This is a genomic window from Dehalococcoidia bacterium, assembly GCA_035528575.1.
Lineage (GTDB): Bacteria > Chloroflexota > Dehalococcoidia > E44-bin15 > E44-bin15 > DATKYK01.
In genome coordinates this window covers 110,799-135,918 of sequence record DATKYK010000036.1, presented here as the reverse complement: position 1 = coordinate 135,918, position 25,120 = coordinate 110,799, and the positions used below count along the sequence as shown (strand labels likewise).

Sequence of the window (25,120 nt, the reverse complement as noted above, 5' to 3'; positions counted from 1 at the left end):
TGGCATGGTAAACCTCCTGTTTTTTAGGTGAATCAAATAATGGAACAAAGCGTTCTATTTGTCAATAGGCATATAAGGGAAAGCGATGTATAGAATATCTAGCTCTATTTACTAATAGATCTAGACTCCCTTACTTCTGATCAAGGTGTCCGGGATTCGTATCCCCGACGGCTCAGCGCCGCCAACTCGAATCCAACAGGTAGCGCAATCATTTGAAGGTAGGCTAAGTCGTCCAGCACAGTTCGAGCTACGCCTCCGGTATGTCCGGGTTTTCCAGGTGTCTTGACGTCCGCGAAACAAAACCTATATTATGAACAATAATCGATATGGAAGAGGCTTGCCCGAGGAGGAAGCTTGGAAAAGTCAATAATTATCATTGGGGCCGGAATCGCTGGCCTGTCTGCGGGGTGCTATGGCCAAATGAACGGCTACCGCACTTGTATCTTCGAGATGGACAACGCCAGGCCAGGTGGACTGTGCACTTCCTGGAAACGTAAGGGCTACACAATTGATGGCTGTATACACGTTTTAACGGGTACCGCGCCGGGAACTGGCTTCTACCGTATCTGGGAGGAGTTGGGCGCCGTGCAGGGCCGGGTTATGATCAACCACGAGGAGTACGTACGGATTGAAGGGGAGGGAGGTAAAGTCTTCATCGTTCACGCCGACATCAACCGGCTGGAGCAGCATATGAAGGAGCTTGCCCCGGAGGACCAGGATGTCATCGCAGTGTTCATTAAAGCTATACATAGTTTCACTCGCTTTGATATGCCTATAGAAAAAGCACCTGAGTTATATGGCACCATTGACGGACTCAGGATGATGTTTACGATGTTTCCTAACCTAAGGCTAATGAGAAAATGGGGGAGGATTTCGGTCCAGGATTTTGCCAAGAGCTTCAAGAATCCCTTTCTGCGCGAGGCTTTCTCTCTCACTTCTGACATCCCTGACTTTCCAATGACAGCAATGCTCATGCTTCTTGCCATGATGCATCTAAAAACAGCCGGCTATCCTGTGGGCGGCTCCTTGGAGTTTGCCCGGGCTATCGAGCAGCGTTACTTCGGTTTGGGAGGCGAGGTTCACTACAAGTCGCGGGTCGCCAGAATCCTGGTGAAAAACGATCAGGTAGTCGGTGTGCGGCTGGCTGACGGCACTGAACACCGCAGCGACATCGTCATCTCTGCCGCCGATGGTCGAACCACCATATTTGACATGCTGGACGGGAAGTATATCAACGACAAAATCCAGGGCTACTATGACAAACTTCCTCTGGTTTCTCCCTTGATCCACATAGGGCTGGGCGTAATCCGCTCGTTTGACGAACTGCCGCATTCAGTGATAGGGATAAACTACCCTCTCGATGAGCCGGTCACAATTGGTGGCAAGGAGTTGAAGCGAATGGGCGCACACATCTACAACTTCGATCCCAGCCTAGCACCTGCGGGCAAGACATTGGTTAGACTCATACTAAACTCTGATTATGAGTACTGGAACCAGCTGAATCGGGATCCTGAGCGCTACAAAGCGGAGAAGGAGCAGATCGCCGACAAAGTGATTGCCCTGCTTGACCAGCGTTTCCCAGGGCTGGCGGATCAGGTGGAGGTGCGTGATGTGGCTACGCCCATAACCTTTGAGCGCTACACTGGCAACTGGCAGGGTAGCTATCAAGGTTGGCAAGTTTCAACAAAGACTATGGGCATGCGCATGAGCAAGACCCTGCCAGGGCTTAAGAACTTCTACATGGCGGGGAAATGGGTTGAACCAGGCGGTACCGTGCCCATGGCGGCAATGTCGGGCCGTAATGTAACTCAGATCATATGTAAGCGGGATAAGAAGCAGTTTATAACAAGCACTCCGTGATGGTGGTTTCGAAATGTGAGTACGAGATTACTGTCTTGTACATTTAACTTCCAACAATAGCTTGTTTTGTTCAGTGGGTAACAAAAGTCCATTCTGTTTAATCAATCACACAACATTCTATTTTGTGCAGTCGACTACATTTACTTTGCTTTGACATTTGCAACGATAGCAATACTGTGCTACGATTTTATTGTGCTAAGCTGGACTAGGAAGAAAGGCTAAATGCCAAGCTGAAGGTTCTTTGTATTGTCCACCTAGCTCCACCATAAAAAATCTGGAACTCCCCAGCAGCTCCGTACCCACAAAGCGTCAACTTGCACCAATACACACTCTAACGGCCTTCGTGAGCTGGTTGTAGGTTTCATACTCAATATGAAAAACTTAAGAAAATATGGAACCAAGCCTTTCAATGTAGCTGTCATTCACGGTGGACCAGGTGCACCTGGAGAACTGGCACCAGTTGCTCGAGAACTCTCCTCCGTTAGGGGTGTTCTGGAGCCACTTCAAACAGCAACAACACTTGAAGGGCAGGTCCAAGAGCTAAAGGCCGTTTTGGAAAAGAACGGAGATCTACCTGTCACACTTATTGGTTTCTCATGGGGTGCAATGCTCAGTTTTATTTTTACCGCCCGGTATCCTCCACTGGTAAAAAAACTCATACTCATTGCGAGTGGGGCCTACGAAGAAAAATATGCCGATAACATTATGAAAACCCGGTTAAGTCGGCTTAGTGAAGTAGACAGAGAGGAAGCCCTTTCCCTGATGGAAACCCTGAGCGACCCCACAACTTTAGATAAAAACACGCCCATGGCCCGACTGGGAGAGTTGATATCCGGGGCTGACTCATATAACCCCTTGCCTCATGAAAGCGAGATACTGGAATGCCAGTACGATATCTATAAAAGCGTATGGGAACAAGCCATGAAGCTAAGAAGCAGTGGGAAGCTTTTAGAGCTCGGGAAGAGAATCCAGTGTCCTGTAGTCGCGATCCATGGCGACTACGACCCCCATCTTGCCGAAGGGATCAAAGACCCCCTTTCTCGCATTCTAGAAGACTTTCGGTTCATCCTGTTAGAAAAATGCGGTCACTATCCCTGGATCGAACGGAGCGCGAGAGACAGATTTTATGGTATCCTAAAAAAAGAAGTCTAACTCTAGAAGTAATGCATTAATCAAGGGAAGGTCATTTTAATCTCACCGTATCTCCTCAGCACTTTAACCAGTTCCGGCAGAAAGGGATGTAAGCGTTTGGAACACAACCGGTCCGTGGCTTGCCATGCCACCCTTAGTGCATCGGCCACAGGAGCACCGTATTGCTTGGGACACCCTCCCTTTCCGTTCACCCCTACCTGGTTCGTTCGATGCAGTAGACGTATATCTGCCTTCCGGTGGCAGCCTACGACTTCGGTGACCTCGTCCAAAATCTTACCCTTCTCCTTCTTTGATGCCCTCAGATAACTTCCTCTCACTGCCGCCGTGTATTCCCTTATGTTGCCTCTTGTCATGCTCCCCCTTTTGGTAACACTTTTTTTAAGGCAATGATACCACTTTCGAAAGCAATAATTATAATTCAATTCGTATCCTTGACTTTCTCAGCATTCTCCAATAGACTCTAGTCACGTAATCCATGTGACATGTAGTTTGCAGAAAGTCAGTTTATTCCAGCGACGCAACAACATGGAGAGGTAGAGTAATGATTGACAGGTGTTTGTAGGCTAGGTTATATGGAATTTGATATGTGAGAAATAGAAGGAGGATATGGTGAAGACAGCGATTACCGGTAGTACTGGTTTGTTGGGGAGCCATATCGTTGAGCGCCTACTGGCACAGGGCCACGAAGTGCGCGCCCTGGCCCGCCGGACGTCCGATATAAGCCATTTAAAGACTACGGGGGCCGAGATCGTCATTGGCGACGTAGAGGACTATGACAGCCTGCGCCCTCTCGTGGAGGGTGTGGAATTGGTATTCCACGCTGCTGCCAAGGTTATGCCTGGATGGGGATCATGGCAGGAGTTCGAGTCATGTATCGTAAAGGGCACAGAGAACATGCTTAATGCAAGTGCTGAGGCTAAGGTGGCTCGCTTTCTCCAGGTCAGCTCTGGAGATGTATACGGCGGTGGGGCGACAAGTGAAACTCGAGCCACCGAGACCGCTCCTCTCAATGCTGAGTTCCATCCACGTTCCTATTACTGTTATGCCAAAATGCTGGCTGATAAGCTAGCACAGGAATACCACCGCGAGGGCAAGCTACAGGTTACTATTATCAGGTGCTCCGGCATATTTGGTCCGAGGGACAGGCTGCTCACAGATCGATTCTATGGTCTGGTGAATTCACCTATTGTTATCTGGCCGGGCAAGTCGAACCCCTGGGCTCCACTGACCTATGTGACCGATGTTGCCGAATGTGCCATCCTAGCAGCAACCAGTGACCGTTCCGCCGGGCAGATATATAACGTTGCTCGTCCTGAGGAGCAGCAGTTCCGCGAGTTCGCCGCTGCACTCGCCCGGGCCCTGGGCAAATCGGAGCGCCAGAGGAACATCCCCATGAGCCTGCTATATTCTGTAGCCTTCATAATGGAGATGTGGGCCAGGTTGTGGCGTTTCAAGGAACCACCGTTCCTGACCCGTGCCGACCTCGGGGAATTTGAAAATAGTATGCATATTGATGGTTCCAAGGCCAGGTCGGAGCTGGGCTGGGAGCCAAAGGTTTCTATAGAGGAGGGCACAAGACTCTACGTCCAGTGGCGGCGTTTGCAGGGCAAGAGGTAATCAGGCGATTATCATCTGTTGATACGGCTGTTTAGAAACGGAGCGACGCAGGCGATAGAGAGCATGTGAATAAGCGCACCGCATTGCGTGATACGCTTATTAATAATCACGCAATTATTGCTAGCTAGATTGTTATTACGTACGAGGTATATGACTATACTCCAAGCACATCATGGCAAAGGGGATTTATTATCATTACTGAGCTAGAGGAATTAAATGAGATTGCTGAAAAAGAGGTGCAGGGTACTTCCTACCGGGGGTCTCCCCGATGTATCGGGGCAGCTTTAAAAGTCCCCCGAGATTGAGGGATTAGGGAGTTGATTAAGACTATTTCAACAGTCTCAATATATTTTTAGATTAAAGTATATTCACTTAACTAACAACATTCATCAAATCAGGAAAGGGAGGCAGACATATGACGGCAAACTTCAGTGATAAATACGGACCATGGGGGCTTGTTGCCGGAGCCAGCGTCGGATTGGGCGCAGCCTTTGCCGAAGAGCTGGCAAAGCGAAAGCTCAACCTGGTACTGATAGCCCGCCGCAGCGAACCATTGAAAGAACTGAAAAACGAGCTTAAGAGTCGATACGGTGTCGATATAAGGACAGTACAGCTAGATCTTGCATCACCTAACCTTATTGAAGAACTGTCCCCGCATACCGATGACATTGAAATCGGCCTGATGATATATGATACAGCTTTTCATACTATAGGTGCCTTTTTCAACCAGTCACTGGAAAACCATCTCAGGCACATCGACGTTAACTGCCGAGGGCCTCTCATGCTCACATACCATTACGGCGGCAAAATGTTGCAACGGGGACGCGGAGGAATCATCCTGATGAGCTCTCTCTCCGGCTTCCAGGGCGCCCCCTTACTAGTCAGTTATGGAGGCACAAAGGCGTATAACACCGTCCTGGGGGAAGGTCTCTGGTATGAAATGAAGCAGCACGGGGTCGATGTAATGGTGAGCGTATCCGGGGCCATCGAGACGCCCAATTATATTCAGACGAAGCCCAAGAAACTCTCCTTTGGGCCGGGGCCGATGAAACCCGTGTATGTAGCCCGTGAGTCTGTGGCCGCCCTGGGAAAAACCCATACTTTTATACCGGGAAAGATATACCGCTTATCAAGTTTCGTCACCAACCGCCTCATGCCCAGGACAAGGGCCATAAAAATTATGGCGGGTTCAACCGAACAGATGTACGGTGACAGGAACTTAATCACCAATCCAAAACTCTAACCGGGAGGTGGTCCGTGGTCAAATTGATTTACGTCCTGTGGGCACCCGAGGGACAATCAAAGAAAAAAATCAAAGACCTGCTCTTGAACGAAGTTCCGCAAAAGCTATATGATGCTGGAGTTCAGAAGCTTACCATGTATATCGACGATGAATACTCAACTGTCAGATCACCGGCCCCTAAGTTATATCGCGGTCCTGCAATATGCGCCGAGATTTCCCTCTGGATCGATGATATTGAAAAACATCAAGAGCTTGAAAAAATCCTGGCGCCTTATAGTTTTCGGATTGCTGGATACCTAGTGGATGAATGCATATATACGGAATACGGGGGCAATAGACACTTTCGCGAGCGCGACTGGCCCGATGGCGAGAGGTCGCCGGTAGTCATGGCGGTGACGCTGATGGAACGCCCCCACCGGCTCTCGCATGAGGAGTGGATCCGTCGCTGGCACGGTACGCAGTCACCTGTCTCAGAGGCTATGCAGCCCCGCGCCCGCTACATCCGTAACGTGGTCCTGCAAGCCGTTACCCCTGACGCGCCCCCGTTCGAAGGAATCGTTGAGGAGGCATGGCCTTCCGCCAGGCATATTACAAACCCTTTCCTGTTCTACGGCGCAAGTAATATCTTTAAACTCGCCCTGAACATGTGCCGCATGTTCAGGAGCGTGGTGGCGTTCCTGAACTTCACCAAGATCCGCACCTCAACCATGAGCGAGTATATCCTGAGAAGTTGAAAATGTGACCCATCTGGACCCAGACCTCTTGAGACACACCTGCACTATAAACGTTCTGAGTAAGTAAGGGACGTCTTCAGCTTGCAGTATTCCAGTCTTCACAACAGTCTTGACATTGTGAAGCTCTACGTGGGGAGCTTGGTATACGATGGTCTGGCAAGGGTTCATAAAGGGTCGAGCCCGATGGATTATTTGTGGTTAAAACCCGTCGGGAACGCGAGTTGGAAGCTATAGCACAACGCGGCGGATTTTAGTGTCTACCCGAGATACGCAGCCCTTCTCTTCTTCAGCCAATAGCATTGACAGGAAGAACTCACCAGAGTATATCTCTTCATAAAATATTGAGCCCCAATAGATATCTACCGGGGCTCAGTTTGAAGTAGATTATAACTTAGATATGCTAAATCTCTTCAGCTAAAACCTTGGCCTTGAGGGTTTCCCATTCGTCAGGTTTTAAAACGCAGAGATTACCCTCTTCGCCAATCTCCACCTTTTCGCCAGTTATTTTAACAACCGGGCAGCACGAACTCCCTCCACACAAACTGACAACTTTCATCGCTCTATGGTTAACCTCCTTTCAATATTTCCTAAATTATAAATTGTGAGATAAGCCTTGTATGTGACTTTTATCTCATCCTCTTATTACTATTATCCACTCCGATTTGAGATTCCTTTGCCTCGCAATCGGGGAATGGGCAATTAAAGAAGTCCAAAAGAATTAATCAGTTCTACACACCAGCAAGTCTAATTTTGGAAATGGTACAATAATCAGGTGCAAGAAAAAGAAGGGCATGTCCTGAGACCGTGCCCTCTCGATTTATTGGTAGTAGTAGTTGGAATTCGAACCTATTTACCAGGCGCAAGCTTAGATAGGGAGAACCTTCCTCCTTGGGGCATTTGTTCGTAATCGATAACCACTCCCTCCAGCCGTTGGCCGATTTCGGGGTCAATTAATAATATCTTTACCCCCTCGCTTTCCACTATTTGGTCTCCTTCTTTTTCCTTATCCAATACCACCTCTATCTGGTTTGGTATCGAAGGGGAGAGAATAAGTCTAATACCTACTTCAGGTTCCGTCTCGGCTGCTTGCATGTCTTTCCTGATCCTCTCTGTTGCTGATGCAGTTACCGTTACCACGATACTTCCTTTCTCCAGGCTATTATCGCTATTACATTTAGAAGATGTGGAATACTATTCACTAACTGGTCCCATAGAGAGGCCAGGGAGAGTTAGTATCTTCTAGGTTTCCCACGGCCACCGGAACCCCCACCTCTTCCGCCATCATTTGACCTACCACCCCTCTCGCCCCCAGGACGAGGGCGAGCCTCGTTTACAACAAGTGTCTGCTGATTCAACGCCTTGCCATTGAGACCCTCGATCGCAGCCTGGCCCTCAGCCTTTGCTGGCATCTCGACAAATCCAAAGCCTCTGGGCTGGCCACCGTACTTGTCCACAACGATGCTAACCGAGTCTACCTTCCCGAAAGCCTCAAATTCCTGCTGCAATTCGGCTTCAGTTACATCACGTGACAGATTGCCCACATATATTTTCAAGAGGCCTCTCCTTTTCACTCAATAACAGTTTACGTGTAACCCCCGCAATAGACTTAGACTTAGAACCATCGGAGGCCAGGATTATTGCTGGCCTCCGATGTATAGTTGCGGTTAAATTACCAGCGAGTGTTCCCTTTGTTTTTATTGTAGCAACTGCTGCAATACACTGGTCTGTCTTCTCGTGGCTCGAATGGTACCTGCGTTTCGATACCACATTCAGCACACACCGCAGGGAACATCTGGCGGTCGTATCTGGATCCACCAGATCCACCAGAGCCACCAGAACCAAAGCTGTTCCGCTGTGACTTTCTTGCCTGGCGGCAGGACTGGCAGCGTCGGGGCTCATTAGTGAATCCCTTGGACTGATGGAATTCCTGCTCTTCGGCAGTGAAGGTGAACGTGACACCACAATCAGCACATTGCAGCGACTTGTCTGTAAAACTCATCGGATGACCTCCTCTCTTTAATAGTTGGCTTGAGTTCTGGCCATCCAACGCTGGGGCAAATATGAAGCAATTTTAGCCACTAATCAGACAACCTAGACCGGAACCACTAAATTAAGTATACATCAAAATCCATTATTTTGCAACAGAATAGAAAGAGCCTGTGCCAGCCTCCTCCAGCCTGTACATCGGCATCGCCGCAGCCCTTGGGGCCGGGCATTCTGGAGTAGGTATTCCGCAGGCGGTCTATAGGGCAGAAAACTACAATACCCTAATAAGGAGAGGCGGCTAGGCCAGGTGGACTCGGAGGTAGAGACTTTGGAATCCTACCCATTTGGAATCCTACCCAGATGATACTCCACCAGAGCCAAAAATTTGCCAGGACTATTCCTCACATGTTCTGAACGCTGACTCCCTACACTATCCTATTATTTCTGTGAAATACCTCTCTTTATAGCTATTCTGGTTGTTATAATTACGGTTATATTGATTGACAGGCGAAGCTCCTCGGAGTATGCTCACCACTACAATACAAGGGGGTGAAGCAAAATGCGCGGTATCGAGGGTATGGTAGGTCACATAAAAAACTTCGACGAGTATAATGAAAGTCTCCGCGATGGAAGGATAGTTTTCTACCGTGGCAAAAGAGTCGATGACGTTACCAAACATCCAATTTTGAGATTAGCAATAAATCCTTTAGCATATTTCTTTGGTGAGGGCATAGAAGATAGCGAATCCAGAGAAAGGTTATTCTATTATGACCCTGAACTAAAAGCTACTGTTAGTTCGTTCTACAAAGAGCCTCGTAGCCCTTCAGATCTCTACGATCGTTTTCAGTTAACATACGACGCGGCAAAAGCTATTGGGATTATTACTGCACATATTTCCTCAGATGCGATTTTCGCTTCGAGGATTGTTACAGCTGAGCTTGGTGGGGAATATAGACAGAGGCTGCTGAGTTATGCAGGCAATGCGGTTAAGAACAACTTGTTTATCGCTGGCGCTCAAATAGATGTGAAAGGTCATCGTACATTAAGGCCAGGGCAGCAAAAAGACGCCGATTTATATGTACATGCTGTTGAGGAGAAATCCGACGGGATCGTTGTGCGAGGAGCTAAAATGCACACGTCCAATGCCATAGTATTTAATGAACTTTTTGTTCTCCCTGGAAGGGCATTCAGGGAAGGTGAGGAGGACTACGCAATAGCTTTTACTGTACCGGCCAACGCAAAGGGATTAAAGATGATTTGCAGACCTGCGATAGGTGCAGAGGCAGCCCTTAACGATTTGGAGGGGGTAAGAGAAAGCAAAGTGGCTGTGCTGGAAAGCCTGACGATTCTCGATGACGTGTTTGTTCCGTGGGAACGTGTTTTCGTTTATAAAGACGTGGAAAAAGCGACCTGGCTTGCCCTAATGTTTGCTCTTTGGCATCGTTTTTCCGCTGTGTCATACAGGGTGGGCCTCGCCGATTATTTAATTGGGCTTGCAAAACTTGTGGCAGAAGCAAATGGCGTGGAGGGAGCGCCTCATATTCAGAAAGACATCGTTGATATCCTCACATACTCAGAAATTTTAAAAATGTGCGCCAAGATGGCTGCATATGAAGGAATAAAGCACGAAGAAACCGGTATCTACATACCGAACTCTATTTGCACAAACATAGGTAAGCTTTATTCTAACGCTAACTATCTGAATGTTGTGCACTCCTTAATAGACTTAGCTGGAGGACTGGCGATTACTGCACCGAGTGGCGATGATTATGATAACGAGGAGTTAAGAAAGTACATAAACAAGTATCTGAGTGCTGCAATACCTGGTGAAGAGAGATTTAAACTGTTCTTAATCCTGCGGGAGACGGTGGCACTCATGGCTGGTGAAGAAAGTATCACACATATTCACGCTGAGGGATCTGAACGTGCAAGCTTGATAGAACTTTACCGAACATATGACTTCGACGGGCCTAAACAGCTTATCAAGAGACTTCTTTCGAAGATGAGTTAGAGGGTTAAGGGTCTATTGAAGATCTGGCCAAAGATTCCGCCCCGTAAAAATTTCATCAGCAGCCCAGATGCTCCCGCTCTTGCATATTGAATTCGAAGGAAAGTTTCCTCCTATTGATAATCGCCCACCCAAACGGTCCAATAATTCATATGTAATGCCACTTTTCATAGCTATTCTGGTTCTCATAAATGGTATTGTGGAAAGCAGCCTCGCGTTATTTATCTTCGACGTAGCGCCTGGACTTGTGCACGCGGGGAACCTATAGCCATGATTCTCCCTGGTGATGACAATGAAACAGCGCCCGCCATTATGAGAGACGGCGCAGGCTTCGTGAAGTTGACTTTTCAACCCCGGCCTAGTTAGACTTACCTATATTTGAGGATATTTACCGATCAACTATATATAAAGTACAGTTCACAACATAACCTGTCACAAAGTTCACGTGAAAAGGTGTAGAAGGGAGATACTAGATGTCCGAATCACAAACCTTCAAGTCCAGATACGGGCCATGGGCACTGGTAACGGGTGCGGCCCGAGGGTTGGGTGCGGAGTTCTCACGACAGATCGCAGCGCGAGGAATAAACTTGGTTATCATCGACATGCTCGCAGATGAGCTTATAGAGGCCGGTAAAGAAATTCAAAATCGCACCGGTCAGGAAATCATAAATGTCGTCACAGACCTGTCACAACCGCAGTTTATAGATACGATTCGTGAACATACAGACGGCCTTGATATAGGTTTGCTGGTGAGCAACGCTGCTTTCGGGCCGGTGGGACTATTCCTCGACAAAAGCCTGGATGATAAATTGAAAATGGTAGCAGTCAACGTGCAGGCAACATTAATATTAGTCCATGAATTCGCCTCAAAAATGCAAGCTCGCCAAAGAGGGGGGATAATCCTGCTTTCATCCGCATCCGCTCTTCAAGGCTCAGCCTATGTTGCCAACTACGCTGCCACCAAAGCCTATAACCTGATTCTGGCAGAGGGCTTGTGGGAGGAGTTAGAAGAGTACGGCGTCGATGTTCTCGGATTCATGCCGGGGATAACCCGCACACCGGCCTTTGAGCAATCGAAGCCAAACCTGGAACGACGAATGAAGCTTACGCCGATTATGGAAGTAGAGCCAACTGTAACTGAGGCGCTAGAGGCATTGGGGAAAAGGCCAAGCCACATCGCAGGGAGAAGGAATCGATGGAACATGTTCACGACCGGCAAGCTCATGCCGCGCAAGACTGTGGTAAAACTAGTGGGGAAACAAATGCGAGACCTGTACGGTTAATATTGACACAGGATGATAACCGTAGAACGAGGTGGTGAGTCTTCGCCTCCCATCATGTCTTCTCTACCATGACCTATGCCAGCTTAATGTCAGGCCTGTCACCAATCTCCTTGAAAAACTGCAACAAGATCTTGCTCCGCAGAACGTTGCGACCTCTCAGCGGTGCTACAAACTTGCCCTTTATCCAGATATGCGTCGGTTCAACGTAAACCTGCACCCTGTGCCCAGAAATAGCCTCTTTGAGGAAATTGGGGTAGTTTTTCTTGAACGTCCTGCGTACTTCCCTAACGCACGCCTTGTCCTGTTTCTTTAGAATACTATCCAGAAGCTCACTAGCTGCCTGCGCATCGCTATCGGTGGTTATGGGAATGCGAACCTCGTCAAACATGTAGTCGGAGGAGATGGTCTCATCATTTATCGAGTAATCCTTGGAGTAATTTAACACCGGCAGGTCTAAAATTACCAGGTTGGGCACGTGCAGCAATCTGCCGGTGAGTTCACCTCCCAGCTTTTCATCCTCGCCCACCTCTTCGAGTGTAGTATGGAGCAGTCCCACCCTTCGCACATCCCCCTTTACATTTCCCAGGCGAATCCTATCCCCCGGGTCATAAATTCGGGTAAAGTTGATATAGAAGTAGGCAAAAAAACTGGCTATATACTTCTGTAGGGCCAGCGCCAGCCCTATTGTGAGAATAGGGATATAAATAGCTACCTCAGGCACATATAAAGCGGATACTACTATAGATGCTATCAGTGTTAAAACCACTATAAAGGTGACAGATACAGTGAGCCACCTCAACTTATAATTACGTGGCTGCTTTATAACCTGAGGAGATTCCTCCCCTTTTAAATCTTTTTGGTTCACTAAGGGTTCAACTGGATTCATGAGCACAATCCTATATCTTTAACCTAAGACAGTCAAGTCTCGTCTCGACCCTACGGGCGGCAGCAATACAAGAAGGAGAGGGCATAATGAAAGTGCCCTCTCCCTTTTTTGTTGCCCTTATTATCTGCTGGACACTAGCCTGGCTTTAGAGTAGCATTCGCCACAGTATACGGGCCGCCCCTGCCGGGGCTGAAAAGGTACCTGCGTGTTTACACCACATTCGGCGCAGACCGCGGGATACATTTCCCTTCTCTGCTGATAGCCGTAGCTATCTCCGTTGCGCTGTTGCTTCCTAGACGCTCGGCATTCATTACAACGCTTGGGCTCATTGGTATAGCCCCTGGACGCGAATAGCGACTGCTCGTCTGCACTAAAAGTGAAACTTGCACCGCAATCCTGGCACTCGAGGGTCTTGTCAACATAGTCCATGGACAACCTCCTTTCCTTGATAACTTGGTCGAAGCTTGGTCGTCCGTGGCCTATGGAATCCGCGGGGAATTACAGAGGTTAAGAAAAACAAACTATTAACCAGATGCTTAAGTATATCATGAATTGAGAATGCCGTCAAATAACTTTTATGCGGTGTCCAGCACACGGGCTTGCTCATGTTACGAACGGAGGTTATAATAAGTACCCGAACTAGGACTGATCTGGAATCTCCCTTGCACGGATGATGTCAGGGGGTCGAATCCCCTCAGTTCCACTTTTTAACATCTGAAGGAGGTCACGATGAAAAAGTATTCAGCACTATTCCAGCCCGGTAACATCGGTAAAATGCACCTGGAGAACAGGCTTATTATGGCCCCCCTGGGCACTGTCCTTCTTGATAGTGAGGGGGGTGTCACCGATAACCTGCTCGATTACTACCGACCGAGGGCAGCGGGTGGTGTTGGCCTCGTCATCGCCCAGTGTGCCTCGCCGAACATTGAGGCTAAAGCGCTTTACTCACTGGGTATCTATGATGATAAGTTTATCCCGGGCCTCAGACAGCTTTTCCAGGTGATCCACGAGGGTGGTGCCAAGGTCGCCGTCCAGCTTATGCATCCCGGACTTCTGATCGTGGCTGGCGGCTTTGCTGCTCCAGGCGTGCCGGTAATGGTTCCATCGGTGACATCATGGATGACCGGTGATTTGCCTTATACCGAGGTAACTGAGGATGCTATAGATGGCTACGTGGAGGACTACTCGGAGGCGGCGCGCCGGGCCAGGGAGGCGGGCGCCGATGCGGTGGAGCTGCACGCCTGCCATGGCTGTCTGATAGGCGGTTTTATGTCCCCGCTCATGAATTTGAGGACAGACAAGTACGGGGGCAGCGAGGAGAACCGGATACGTTTTCCCCGCCGGACACTGGAGCGGATCAGGGAGAAGCTGGGCCCCGATTTCCCGTTGATAGTGAGAATAAGCGCCAGCGACGATGTGCCAGGCGGGGTCACCATAGATGAGGCGATGCGCCAGGCAGCTACGCTTGAGCAGGCTGGTGCCGATGCCTTCCACGTATCCGCAGGGCTGGAGTATCTATCCGGACTCAATATACCCTGCTTCGCATATCCCGAGGCCCCTATACTACCGCTGGCAGAGAAGATAAAAAGCGCGGTCAAGGTGCCGGTTATAGCCGTGGGCAAGATAAGCCCGGAACTGGCCGAGCATATAATCGAGAGTGGCAGGGTGGACTTCGTCGCTATGGGCCGACCGCTGCTCGCCGACCCCGAGCTGCCCAGAAAGCTCAAGGAGGGTCGACGGGACGAGATCCGCTGGTGCCTGCACTGCAATAACTGCGTGTCGCTAAAGCTGCCGCTTTCCTGCACGGTAAACCCGTGGCTTTATCGAGAGAGCATACCATCACCTCCAGCGGTGGAGAAGCCCAAAAAGGTGGTGGTAGTCGGCGGAGGGCTGGCCGGCATGCAGGCGGCGGTGCTTATTGCCGAGCGGGGACACCAGGTCTCCCTCTATGAGAAGGAAAGCGAGCTGGGTGGGCAGTGGAACATCGCTGCAGCCGTGCCGGGCAAGGAAGGCTTTGCCAATTTCACCGATTACCTTAAGCGCTCCCTGGACAAGGCCGGCGTCCCCGTCATACTTGGCACCGAGGTTACCAGGGAACAGGTACTTGCGATGAAGCCCGATGCGGTGGTGGTAGCCACCGGAGCCGTGCCTCTGGGACTGGATATACCAGGTGCTACCGGCAGGAACGTGGTGCAGTCAAACGATATTTTCACCGGTAAGGTAGAGGCCAAGGGCAGGGTAGTGGTTTTAGGCGCACGCTTTAACGCTATAGAAGTGGCCATAATGCTGGCGGAGCAGGGGAAACAGGTGAGCATCGTCAGCCGGGGTAAACTTGGTGGAAGGAAGGGGCCGCAGAACACCTTCGCCTTCAAGATACTTTTAAGGCGGCTCCTAGAGCTGGGCATACCCCTATACCTGAACACCCCGGTGCTGGAGATTGCCCCGGGCAGTGTGGTAATCGGCTGGGAGGGAGAAATCGTTTTCCTGCCGGCGGAAACCGTCATACTGGCGGTTGGCGCGCAGTCGGAGAATAAGCTGGCTCAAGAGCTTAAAGGGTTGGTGCCGAAGGTATACAGTATAGGCGACTGCGAAAAGCCCCGCGATGCCTCCTCCGCAACCTTCGATGCGGCCAGGGTGGCGGAGAGGATTTAGGCCATTTGGCTAAGGCCGACACGGTAACCGTCATCAATTGCGTCGCGTATCAAGCGCAACGCGGAGAGGTCACCGTTATATATCCGGCAGGTTGACAATATAGTGACGCGTGTGATATATGTTGGAGCGATTCTCTGGCAGGATGCCCATCGCAGCAAGGCGTTGCCCTGCGTAGAAACCAAATAAATATGGCCAGGGTATCTGTGCCGGGGCTAAGAAAGGCAGAATATGAAGGACATTATAGGCAATAAGCAGCTCAAGGTTCTCACTCCAGGCAAGATCGGTGGGCTGGAGCTGCGCAATCGAATTATTAGATCTGGCTGTTTCGAGGGCATGTGTCCCGGAGGAGCCCCCTCTGATGCACTAATAGACCACCACCGCGAAGTCGCAGCTGGCGGCGCTGCGATGACCACCGTAGCCTATTGCTCAGTGTCCTTCGATGGTCGTGCCTTTGGCCATGAGATATGGATGCGTGAAGAGATTGTACCGGATCTTAAGAAAATAACAGACGCTGTGCACCGTGAGGGTGCTGCGGTCAATATACAGCTTGGACACTGCGGTTATTTCTCCAATAAAAACGTGATTGGCCGGCGACCGATCGGCGCTTCCCGCAAGTTCTGTACGTTTCGCTACGCATTTGCCCACGAAATGACAGAGGAGGAGATTAACAGGGTAAAGGAGGATTTTGGTAAAGCTGCTCAACTTGCCATCCAGGCCGGCTTCGACGCCGTGGAGATTCATGGCGGGCATGGTTACCTTCTCAGTCAGTTTCTCTCTCCATATACAAATATGCGAAAGGACAGATACGGCGGGTCTCTAGAGAACCGCATGCGATTTCCTGCCGCAGTGATAAAACACGTACGAGAGACTGTTGGACCGGACTTCCCCATTTTAATCAAGATGAACGTCAGTGACGGTTTCAAGGGTGGCCTGGAGCTAGACGAGGCTATCGAGGTAGCCAAGCGATATGAGGCCGAGGGGGCAAGCGCCCTCGTTCCCAGCGGTGGATTTACCGCCAAGACGCCGTTCTATATGATGCGGGGAAGGATACCGCTCAAGGAGTGGATCCAAGGTCCGAAAAGTGTGTTTGAAAAGGTAGGCTTACGACTGTTTGGCAGTATCTTAGTTCAAACTTATCCCTTTGAAGAGATGTTTTTCCTCAATGAGGCACGAAAAATAAAAGATGCGGTGAGTATCCCCTGTGTCTTGATCGGGGGCATCTGCTCCAGCGACAATATGGAAAAGGCCATGCAGGAAGGTTTCGATTTCGTTGAGATAGGCAGAGCCCTGATCAGGGAGCCTGACCTGGTCCGGAGGATGGAGAGGGGCGACTGGCAGGCATCGCAGTGCGATCACTGTAACCGGTGCGTCGCGGAAATGGAGAATGGCGGGGTGTGGTGCGTGTCCAAGGTAAAAGGTCAGTATAAAGGATAATAATGCTGGTCATGTACAATATTAATAGGAATATAATAATAGTAGACCATCCTAAATAGGGGGTGAAAAAATGGAAGCGGTTGTAAGTAAAAACATTGTAAAGGGTTTAGAAGAAATAGTCGGGGCAAAGTATGTGCGGGCAGATGATGTCATCAGATGGACCTACGCAATAGAGGATTTTGCCGGTACCTTCTTTCATCCCTTATCCGATAAATATGGGCCACCCGATATAGTTATCAAACCCCACTCCGCCGAGGAGATCTCAAAAATCCTTAAGCTGGCAAACAAGCATAAAATTCCTGTAATCGCCAGAGGGGGAGGCTCGGACATGACCGGCGCTACGACCCCTCTCAAGAAAACAGGCGGTATGATCCTCGATATGACGGATATGAACCGTGTCCTCGATTTTCAAGAGGGGTTAAACGCGGTAAGGGTTCAGCCTGGCATAAGGTGGGGTGAGCTACATCACGAGCTCGCCAAAAAGGGGGTTACCGCTGGCTGTCAGGGGCCGCATGGTTTCCTTGGAGCTACCCTGGGAGGGGGTATTGGTGGTAACTGCTTCTCGATAAACAGCCCGAAGTATGGATGGCTCAATGAGAATATTCTTAACCTGCAGGTAGTTCTACCAAACGGGGATATAATAGAGACCGGCTCACTGGCCAATACCATGGTAAAGGACTGGTACTACAGATATTGTAACGGTCCCGATCTGGTCGGCATTTTCCTTGGAGCAGCCGGGGCGTTCGGGGTGATAACAGAGTTCACCCTCAGAACATACCCAATCCCTGAGTTCTCCGATACCCTCGCCTACACCTTTCCCGATACAGATTCCCAGATCAAATTCGTATTCAAGCTGGAATGGCACGGCTATGTCACGGATCTATGGGGCATTGCCTATTACACCCTTCCTGATTCTCTTAAGAAAATAATTAAACCTCTAATAGGAGAGAGAGATATTGCCATCTTTGCCACCGAGGCCTATGACAAAGACATATTCAAAGCACAGAAAAAGGCAATAGACAAAATGGCCAAAGAGTTCGGTGGTATAGCTTTACCGGTGGAAGGATTGACTCGCGCTCTGGGCATATCCATAATCAATCAGACAGAGTGGATGGGAGGGGGAACATTTGGTAAAGTCATGGGGCCAAACGGCACCGATACCTGTTCTATAGCCCATCTTCCCCAGTGGCAGAAGGTGGTGGGAAAGGCGCTGGATATCATGCATAGAGATGAAGATGCGTTAAGCGGCTCTATACCTTTAATAGGGGCAGAGCACTTCTTCCTTTTCGCTCAACTTCTCGGTAGAGGCGGGGTTGCCAATACATTCGCAATGACGCCCGCTGACTTCATGGAACCCGAGAAGCTAAAACAGGCTCAAGACATGTATTGCGAGATAGTAGAGTCCTACATGGATACCGGTTATGCAGCGCTTTACCGGATCGGTAAAGAGAGTCAATTTCTAACAAAGAGATTCAAGCCGGAATATATCTCGTTCATGAAGGCGATTAAGAAAACGCTTGATCCCAACAATATAATGAATCCAGGGGTCCATGGGCTTGGCCTGGAGGAAGAATAATGAGAATTGAGGAATACAAACGGGAAATATGGACATGTAATCACTGCGCTATGTGCACAGGGACTGTGACTGACGAAGGCGGATTCTATAAAACCTGTCCTACTTACGAACAGCTTAGGTTCGAAGATAGCTCATCCAGAGGCCACAATATAATGGCCTTCTATCTCCTGGAGGGGTCGCTGAAATACTCCAAAGAGGTCGCCGATTGTGTCTATAATTGCACTACATGCGCCTCATGTGAAGAGATATGCAAACCTATGGGCAATATGATAGCCCAGATGGGCGGAAGTGCCCTCAAGACCTTGCTGCCCAGGATCATGCGCCCGCTTGGAGCAGAATTGGAGCCTATTCAATCAGTCGCTATTGTGGAAGCGATGCGCGCTGATTGCGTTGACCTCGGTCTTCAGCCGGAGCCACTTAAGAAAATGGCTGGAAGCATCGAAAAAAACTACAACCCCTATGGAGCACCACATGCAAACAGGACGAAATGGGCAGAAGGCCTCGATATACCCCAAACCGCTGACACCGTTCTCTTCGTGGGCTGTAGCATAGCTTACAGCAGACAGGAGATAGCTCATGCAACCTTAAAAATACTAAAAAGAGCGGGGATCAAATTTGCGGTACTTCCGGATGAATGGTGCTGCGGTTCGATACTGCTCAGGAATGGAAATGTGGACCTGGCAGAGAAAATGATTACACACAACGTGGATTTACTAAAGGAAAAGAAGGTTAAAAGGCTTGTTACTTCGTGTGCTGAAGGCTACATGGGAATAAGCAAGGACTGGCCACAGTTGGCTGGAGAGCTACCATTCAAGGTTTTACATATTAGCCAGTTACTGGCCGAGCTGATTTCAGGTGGAAAGATAAAGTTCAAAAAGCCAATTAATTCAAAGGTAACCTATCACGACCCATGTCATCTCGGAAGGGAAATGGATATCTATGATGAGCCGAGAGTAGTTTTAAAATCGATCCCGGGGATTGATCTGGTGGAGATGTATCCCACCGAGCACGCGGCATGGTGCTGCGGTGCCGGTGGCGGGGTTAAAATCGCCAACCCGGAACTCGCACTAGATATAGGTGCTGCCAAGATCCCGTTTATAAAGGAAACCGGCGCAACCGTTCTAGCATCAGCATGCCCATTCTGCAAGACGCACTTCATGGATGTTATGGAGAGGGCGAAAGAGACGATCGAGGTTAAGGATATAACTGAACTGGTCGCCGAAGCTATGGGGGTATAAAAATGGTACAGATAACGGATATCCTGGACGAGCTAGAGAAAGTAAACCTGGCACCGCTTTTAATACCTGTTTTGAAGATGGGGGACCCATTACTCATTGCTCTACCACAGGGTGCCATAAAAGATATGATAGCACGCAAGGGAACGCATGATGATATCGTGATAACAGTCGAAAAGGTGGCGCCACTGCTACCCTCCTGGATTAGATTTACGGGTCATCTAGCCGAATCCAAGCTTGCATTGAGTTTGATATCCTTAATGGGCATAATTGCAACGCCAATCATGAAGCCATTCTATCCACTTATAACACGAATATCCATACCGTTAATCGGCCCATCACTTAAACCATTTAACGCCTCTATACCATTAGTACATAAAATGATAAGAGTCTCGGACATCTTCCTGAGAATGGAAGTATCGCTCGAAAGGATATTCCTCGGCAAACGTAAATGAGCCGCCAGGCTGGCGCTCCCTCCTAAAGCATCTACCCTGGTTGCCTCTATACCCGCTGGGACTATCTATCGATTGATTACCCTCAGTCAGCCTGCCTCTTTTTGACAAGATAGGCCCTCACTCTATACTTTTACAGCTCGTTTCAATGAAAGAACTCGTATGAGATCCCAGGTTCTCAAGTAATTTTCCGCATCGTTTCAAGGAAGGCCTTGAATGCCTCTGGGCCGGAGTAGCGGAACTGGTAGCCGGTCGCTTTACGCACCTTTTCGGTGTTGACAACTATGGGGTACTTTAGAATCTCCATGCCGCCCGGGGACCGTGACTGGAGGTGCAGATTCCAGGAAAGGCGTGTGAACCGTGATAGCAGGCCTGCCGGGAGCGCAATCGACCGTTTGCCTACAGCCTTTATCATCTCGGTATAGCGCAGCCCTCCCTCGCCGGCGACATTGAAGACCCCTCCTAGCTTCTTTTTGAGCAGGATGGTGACCAGCTCTACCAGGTCGTCCTCGTGGATAAACTGCCATTGAGGGTCGTGTCCGCTGGCCCGAATCATTACCGGGGTAAAAAGGACGGTCAGTCCCCCGGCAACGATGTGGGGGCCGGTTACGGTGACAGTACGCACGATGGTAACACGGGTATCCGGGTTCTTTGCCATGAAGTCCTGAAACATCAGATCGACTTTGGCCTTGTCATTGGGGTAGAGGAAATCGGGGGTAGGCCGCAGCGGCGCGTCCTCGGGAATCGATTCGGGATTATCGGCATGTGCCCCATAAGTGGTATGGCTGCTCATGTAGAAGAGTTGACTTACCGATGCCTTCTTGCAGGCTTCGAGGAAGTTCTGCGACCCCTGGATATTAATGCTATGGGTGCCAGCCTCATCGTGAATGGGTGTGACCTGAAAGGCCAGGTGCAGTGCGGTGTCGATCTGGTTATCGGCGAAAATATCGGCAAATGGCTTTCGCACATCCTGCTGGTAAAATTTCAGCTTAGAAGAGGCAGCGCCTGGCTCCCTGACATCGAGGCCGATGATGCGCTCCACTTCACCTTCCTGCTCAAGCCTGTTGAGCAATCGACCACCGAGGTATCCCCCTACGCCCGTGATAGCGACATTTTTCATGCCTTCCCCCTGTTCTACGCTTGGCCGTAGTATGGCCCTCTTAGAGTACTCTGTCAAGACGTACTCATGTTAGGAATCTATATTAATATCTACCGATCCATGAATATGGCCGCTTCTTATCTGACAATAATGGCCATCCACATGATTTTTATTGCCCCTCGCCTAATGCCCCCAGCCTGCATCCAGCCAACCCTTATACCTGACAGCCCGCACTACGGTATTGACATGTGTCAAAGCCTCCCTACAAAAATCCACATTTTTGTCAGGGTTTTCCCCACAAAAAAATATACAGACTTTCCCCACAAAAAATACAGACTTTCCCGACAGACAAATGGCGAATCTTGTGTTAGCCTAATATATGAGCCTTGCACCATAGGCGCTTCTTGCAAGTAGCCACAATCACAGCGGGTAAAACTGGGGATTCACACAAAAAAGAATATCGGCTAAAGAAGTATGGTGAATCTATGGTTTTGCCCAAAATAAACCTTCAAGCGAGGCTTAAAAGCCCATCGCTGGAGGCTTTTCCCCTCTGGTAATGTCGCATTTTGTAGGACTTAAGCTAACCATCTAGAAGTGGCCATATGGATGGGATTCTGAACGTAGCGAGGGCAATCTAAGATGTCATTTAAGAGCCTGGGGTATTTTGTCTTTAGGCACCGCCGAGCGGTTATATACGTCTGGTGTGCTCTACTTGTCGTGGGTGCAGTCGTGGGACCAATGGCGATGAATGCCCTTGCTCCCGGTTCCAACCATACAACGTCGGGAGAGGCTGCCGATGGATACAGAATTCTCGAGCAAGAGTTTGGCATCAGACCCACCGTACTTTCGATAGTATTTACCAGTGATAGCTTGCGGGCCGATAATCCACAGTTTATGGATGAGATGGATCAGGCTCTAGTCGGCCTGCAGGATATTGAAAAAATAGACTCTCCCATTACCTATCGTAGTACTGGTGACCCACGGTTTATCTCCGCTGATGGTCATGTTACTTATGCGGTCATTGGTGTAGATGGAGACCTAAGTGAGGGTACTATGTTGGTATCCGATATCAGGGAGGGGCTTCAGCCGCAGCCCCATCTTACCACGTACGTCACTGGCGAAGCAGCCCTATGGTATGATGTTGAACAGTCTGTTATGACTGACTGGAAAAAGGCGGAGATATATACTTTCCCTCTTGTAGCCATCATCCTCATCCTAGTCTTTGGTAGCCTTGTGGCTGCCGGGCTCCCCCTAGCCATAGGTGCTGCCAGCGTAGCACTTTCCATGGCATTGGTATTTATCATGGTCCAATTTACTCCGATATCCACTTCAAGCATGATTGTAATAGTGTTTATTGGGCTCGCTATTAGCATAGATTATGCCCTGATTATGGTAACCCGCTTTCGGCAGGAGTTGAGAGCGGGGAAGGGAATAGAGGAGAGCCTGGCTACTACCGTTGATACATCAGGCAAGGCCATATTCTATGCAGCACTCACCAGCATGATCGGTTTTGGCGCGCTCATAAGCTACAATATGAGTGCGTTTAGATCCCTTGGTATTGGTGGGGTGTCAGTGCTTATAATGGCACTGGCAGCAGGTTTGACACTAGTCCCTGCCATTCTATCTGTCGTAGGGCCCCGTATAAACCGGCTGGCCATCTTCCGGCCATCCCAACGAGAGGGTAAATTCTGGTATAGGCTGGCACGGTGGGAGATGAGGCACCCAGCTATAGTTCTCTTAATAGTAATACCGCTTATCGGATTACTCTCATGGCCGGTATTAAGCCTTAATATACAAAACACGGCAGCCAGTGACGTTACAGAATCAAGCGAGGCGAGGCAGGGTTTTGAAGTTCTAAGTGAGGGATTCGGCGCTGGTGAGCTGGCACCTGTCCAGATTGCTGTTACTACCCGCAGCACCATCCTCGATACAGATAAGGTGGCTGCTCTCTATGATTTCACCCGGGAGGTGGAAGAGCACAAGGAGGTTAGCCGTATCGAGAGTATAGTCAACCTGGACCCATCGATAACCAATGAACAATACCAGTTCATGTATGCCGATCCCGACTCAATTCAAGATCCACAAATAAAGGGTATTCTTAGTCAATTAACCACGGACCAAGCAACCCTGGTCCAGGTATATACCAAGAGCGATCCTCTTTCCCCTGAGGCTGAAGAATTAGTGACCTACATACGCGAGCTTGAGCCTGATGGATTAACAATTCATGTTACTGGTTGTACGGCTCTTCATTTAGATTCGATGGATCAGGCATATAGCTATTTCCCATGGATCCTGCTTATTATTGGATCAACTACTTTTCTGGCCCTATTATGGCTGTTTAAATCTATACTGCTGCCAATCAAGGCTATCGTGCTCAATGTAGCTAGTGTCGCTGCCGCCTATGGCATTGTCGTCTTCATTTTTCAACAGGGCCATTTCAGCGGCGTGCTTAATTTCACATCAACCGGAGGTATAGAACCTGTTATACCGATAATGGCTTTCTGCGTTATTTTTGGATTAAGCATTGATTACGAGGTATTCCTACTCAGCAGGATGAGGGAGGCATGGGTGAAAACCGGGGATAACACCAGAAGCGTGGGTATTGGGTTAGCGCGGACAGGCCGGGTAATCACAGGTGCTGCTGCTATTATGGTCGTAGTCTTTGGCAGCCTAGTTATAGGCGATGTGCTTTTTTTGAAGATTATCGGTGTAACACTAGCTCTGGCCATCTTCATTGATGCTGCGATCATACGGGTCTTTATGGCCCCTGCGCTGATGCGCATCATGGGAAAGTGGAACTGGTGGGCCCCTGCCTTCCTGGAGCGGTTGTGGACACCCCGGGGTGCTGTAGGGATACCTGAATTGGCACCTGGCAAGGCGATAGAGTTCGCGTTGCGAATGAGGGGTGTTTCGCGATCATATAGGATTGGGGATGGTGAAGTGAGAGCGCTTAAGAACGTTACGCTCGATGTGGCACGTGGGGAATTTGTAGTCATCGTAGGGCCAAATGGCTCGGGCAAGACCACCTTGTTGAACCTGGTTGGCGGGATCGAATCTCCTACCTCAGGGAGTATCAAATCGAATGGAATCATGGCTACCAAGCTCAATAATAAAGGTTCAACCGCTTACCGGCGTAACATCATCGGCTTCATTTTCCAGTCTTTTAACCTGGTACCAACGCTAACAGTTAGGGGAAACGTCGAGTTTGCCATTACATTAGTCAAAAGGCCGAGAAATGCCCTGAAAGTGTTGAAGCTCTTAGGGCTCCAAGAGCATGCTGACCATTATCCGAATAAGCTCTCCGGCAGCGAACAGCAGCGGTTAGCGATAGCAGTGGCCTTGGCAAAGGATCCGCCTATACTTCTGTGCGATGAACCGACCGGCGAACTTGATTTTGAGACCGGAAAGCGAATCCTGAGCATACTGCGCAAAATAAACCATAAGTATAACAAGACTGTTATTATTGCCACCAATAATCCTCTTATTGAGCAAATAGCCGATCGCGTTATACGACTTCTTGATGGTGAGATCATTGAGGATAAGCGTAACTACTCTCCTATAGAGCCAGGAGAATTGCGTGCAGAATCCCCATGAGTAAACTTATTTAAATCTCTATTTGAAACCTATGGTCCAGATGTCCATAAATCAATGGAGGTGCACCGTGATAAAAACTGAAAAATGCGAGCCGTAGATTTAACGCCACCAACACTTGGCATCGCATTTTGGATATATTGGATATATACGATGGATTATAATTATCGGCTGTAAGCACTACACTATGGGTTTTTGGGATTACTGGCTCAAACTCGTACTCACGAGTATTAGGAAAGTAGCATTGAATTCTCTCCTTAATATTACAAAAAACACAGAACCTCTTTCAGATGTACCTCTTAGTTTGAAGAA

General features: G+C 49.2%; 21 protein-coding genes. 13 read left to right on the top strand and 8 right to left on the bottom strand.

The features are described from left to right. The first annotated feature begins 354 nt into the window (after window positions 1–354). Entirely contained in the window at window positions 355–1,860 is a 1,506-nt protein-coding gene (locus tag VMX96_09425; protein ID HUU64118.1) for an NAD(P)/FAD-dependent oxidoreductase, read from the top strand. Between the two features lie 372 nt (window positions 1,861–2,232). After that, on the top strand, window positions 2,233–3,012 hold the full coding sequence (locus tag VMX96_09420) for an alpha/beta hydrolase (protein ID HUU64117.1): 780 nt from the start codon (window positions 2,233–2,235) through the stop codon (window positions 3,010–3,012). Between the two features lie 20 nt (window positions 3,013–3,032). On the opposite strand, the gene VMX96_09415 is transcribed toward VMX96_09420, so the two are convergent. After that, window positions 3,033–3,365, bottom strand: a complete 333-nt coding sequence (locus tag VMX96_09415; GenBank protein ID HUU64116.1) for a hypothetical protein — start codon at window positions 3,363–3,365, stop codon at window positions 3,033–3,035. A gap of 253 nt (window positions 3,366–3,618) precedes the next feature. Between VMX96_09415 and VMX96_09410 the strand changes: the two genes are divergently transcribed. The 3 genes from VMX96_09410 (at window position 3,619) to VMX96_09400 (ending at window position 6,606) form a co-directional block, all read left to right on the top strand. Continuing rightward, on the top strand, window positions 3,619–4,629 hold the full coding sequence (locus VMX96_09410) for an NAD-dependent epimerase/dehydratase family protein (protein ID HUU64115.1): 1,011 nt from the start codon (window positions 3,619–3,621) through the stop codon (window positions 4,627–4,629). 415 nt (window positions 4,630–5,044) lie between these two features. Further along, window positions 5,045–5,872 carry an SDR family NAD(P)-dependent oxidoreductase gene (locus VMX96_09405; GenBank protein ID HUU64114.1) on the top strand — a complete coding sequence of 276 codons (828 nt, stop codon included), beginning with the start codon at window positions 5,045–5,047 and terminating at the stop codon, window positions 5,870–5,872. A 14-nt stretch (window positions 5,873–5,886) separates the two neighbouring features. Then, complete coding sequence (locus tag VMX96_09400) at window positions 5,887–6,606, top strand: hypothetical protein (protein ID HUU64113.1); 720 nt, start codon at window positions 5,887–5,889, stop codon at window positions 6,604–6,606. Window positions 6,607–7,006: 400 nt separating this feature from the next. On the opposite strand, the gene VMX96_09395 is transcribed toward VMX96_09400, so the two are convergent. From VMX96_09395 to VMX96_09380, 4 genes are all read right to left on the bottom strand, one after another. After that, window positions 7,007–7,162: a hypothetical protein gene (locus tag VMX96_09395; protein HUU64112.1), complete on the bottom strand. Its 156-nt coding sequence runs from the start codon at window positions 7,160–7,162 to the stop codon at window positions 7,007–7,009. A 290-nt stretch (window positions 7,163–7,452) separates the two neighbouring features. Further along, entirely contained in the window at window positions 7,453–7,743 is a 291-nt protein-coding gene (locus tag VMX96_09390; protein HUU64111.1) for a hypothetical protein, read from the bottom strand. Window positions 7,744–7,835: 92 nt separating this feature from the next. Further along, window positions 7,836–8,159, bottom strand: a complete 324-nt coding sequence (locus VMX96_09385) for an RNA-binding protein (protein HUU64110.1) — start codon at window positions 8,157–8,159, stop codon at window positions 7,836–7,838. Window positions 8,160–8,275: 116 nt separating this feature from the next. Then, window positions 8,276–8,605: a CxxC-x17-CxxC domain-containing protein gene (locus tag VMX96_09380; protein ID HUU64109.1), complete on the bottom strand. Its 330-nt coding sequence runs from the start codon at window positions 8,603–8,605 to the stop codon at window positions 8,276–8,278. Window positions 8,606–9,151: 546 nt separating this feature from the next. On the opposite strand from VMX96_09380, the gene VMX96_09375 reads away from it, so the two are divergent. Together VMX96_09375 and VMX96_09370 are read left to right on the top strand one after the other, a co-directional pair. Beyond that, window positions 9,152–10,603 carry a 4-hydroxyphenylacetate 3-hydroxylase N-terminal domain-containing protein gene (locus VMX96_09375; protein HUU64108.1) on the top strand — a complete coding sequence of 484 codons (1,452 nt, stop codon included), beginning with the start codon at window positions 9,152–9,154 and terminating at the stop codon, window positions 10,601–10,603. 470 nt (window positions 10,604–11,073) lie between these two features. Further along, window positions 11,074–11,883, top strand: a complete 810-nt coding sequence (locus VMX96_09370; protein HUU64107.1) for an SDR family NAD(P)-dependent oxidoreductase — start codon at window positions 11,074–11,076, stop codon at window positions 11,881–11,883. 73 nt (window positions 11,884–11,956) lie between these two features. Here VMX96_09370 and VMX96_09365 read toward each other — a convergent pair whose 3' ends face one another. Together VMX96_09365 and VMX96_09360 are read right to left on the bottom strand one after the other, a co-directional pair. Then, entirely contained in the window at window positions 11,957–12,769 is an 813-nt protein-coding gene (locus VMX96_09365) for a mechanosensitive ion channel domain-containing protein (GenBank protein ID HUU64106.1), read from the bottom strand. Window positions 12,770–12,889: 120 nt separating this feature from the next. Then, window positions 12,890–13,198 (bottom strand): CxxC-x17-CxxC domain-containing protein, encoded by a 309-nt coding sequence (locus VMX96_09360; protein ID HUU64105.1) that lies wholly within the window; start codon window positions 13,196–13,198, stop codon window positions 12,890–12,892. 300 nt (window positions 13,199–13,498) lie between these two features. On the opposite strand from VMX96_09360, the gene VMX96_09355 reads away from it, so the two are divergent. From VMX96_09355 to VMX96_09335, 5 genes are all read left to right on the top strand, one after another. After that, window positions 13,499–15,421 (top strand): FAD-dependent oxidoreductase, encoded by a 1,923-nt coding sequence (locus VMX96_09355; GenBank protein HUU64104.1) that lies wholly within the window; start codon window positions 13,499–13,501, stop codon window positions 15,419–15,421. A gap of 228 nt (window positions 15,422–15,649) precedes the next feature. Further along, window positions 15,650–16,855: an NADH:flavin oxidoreductase gene (locus VMX96_09350; GenBank protein ID HUU64103.1), complete on the top strand. Its 1,206-nt coding sequence runs from the start codon at window positions 15,650–15,652 to the stop codon at window positions 16,853–16,855. Window positions 16,856–16,925: 70 nt separating this feature from the next. Continuing rightward, the gene (locus VMX96_09345; protein ID HUU64102.1) at window positions 16,926–18,431 is read left to right on the top strand and encodes an FAD-binding oxidoreductase; all 1,506 of its coding nucleotides are present in this window, start codon (window positions 16,926–16,928) and stop codon (window positions 18,429–18,431) included. Continuing rightward, on the top strand, window positions 18,431–19,669 hold the full coding sequence (locus tag VMX96_09340) for a (Fe-S)-binding protein (GenBank protein HUU64101.1): 1,239 nt from the start codon (window positions 18,431–18,433) through the stop codon (window positions 19,667–19,669). The genes VMX96_09345 and VMX96_09340 overlap by 1 nt, the downstream gene beginning before the upstream one ends. Window positions 19,670–19,671: 2 nt before the next feature. Beyond that, window positions 19,672–20,121, top strand: a complete 450-nt coding sequence (locus tag VMX96_09335; protein ID HUU64100.1) for a hypothetical protein — start codon at window positions 19,672–19,674, stop codon at window positions 20,119–20,121. Between the two features lie 175 nt (window positions 20,122–20,296). On the opposite strand, the gene VMX96_09330 is transcribed toward VMX96_09335, so the two are convergent. After that, on the bottom strand, window positions 20,297–21,238 hold the full coding sequence (locus VMX96_09330) for an NAD-dependent epimerase/dehydratase family protein (protein ID HUU64099.1): 942 nt from the start codon (window positions 21,236–21,238) through the stop codon (window positions 20,297–20,299). 618 nt (window positions 21,239–21,856) lie between these two features. Here VMX96_09330 and VMX96_09325 point away from each other — a divergent pair. After that, a complete protein-coding gene (locus VMX96_09325; GenBank protein HUU64098.1) occupies window positions 21,857–24,811 on the top strand; it encodes an MMPL family transporter in 2,955 nt (984 codons plus the stop codon). The last annotated feature ends 309 nt before the right edge of the window (window positions 24,812–25,120 follow it).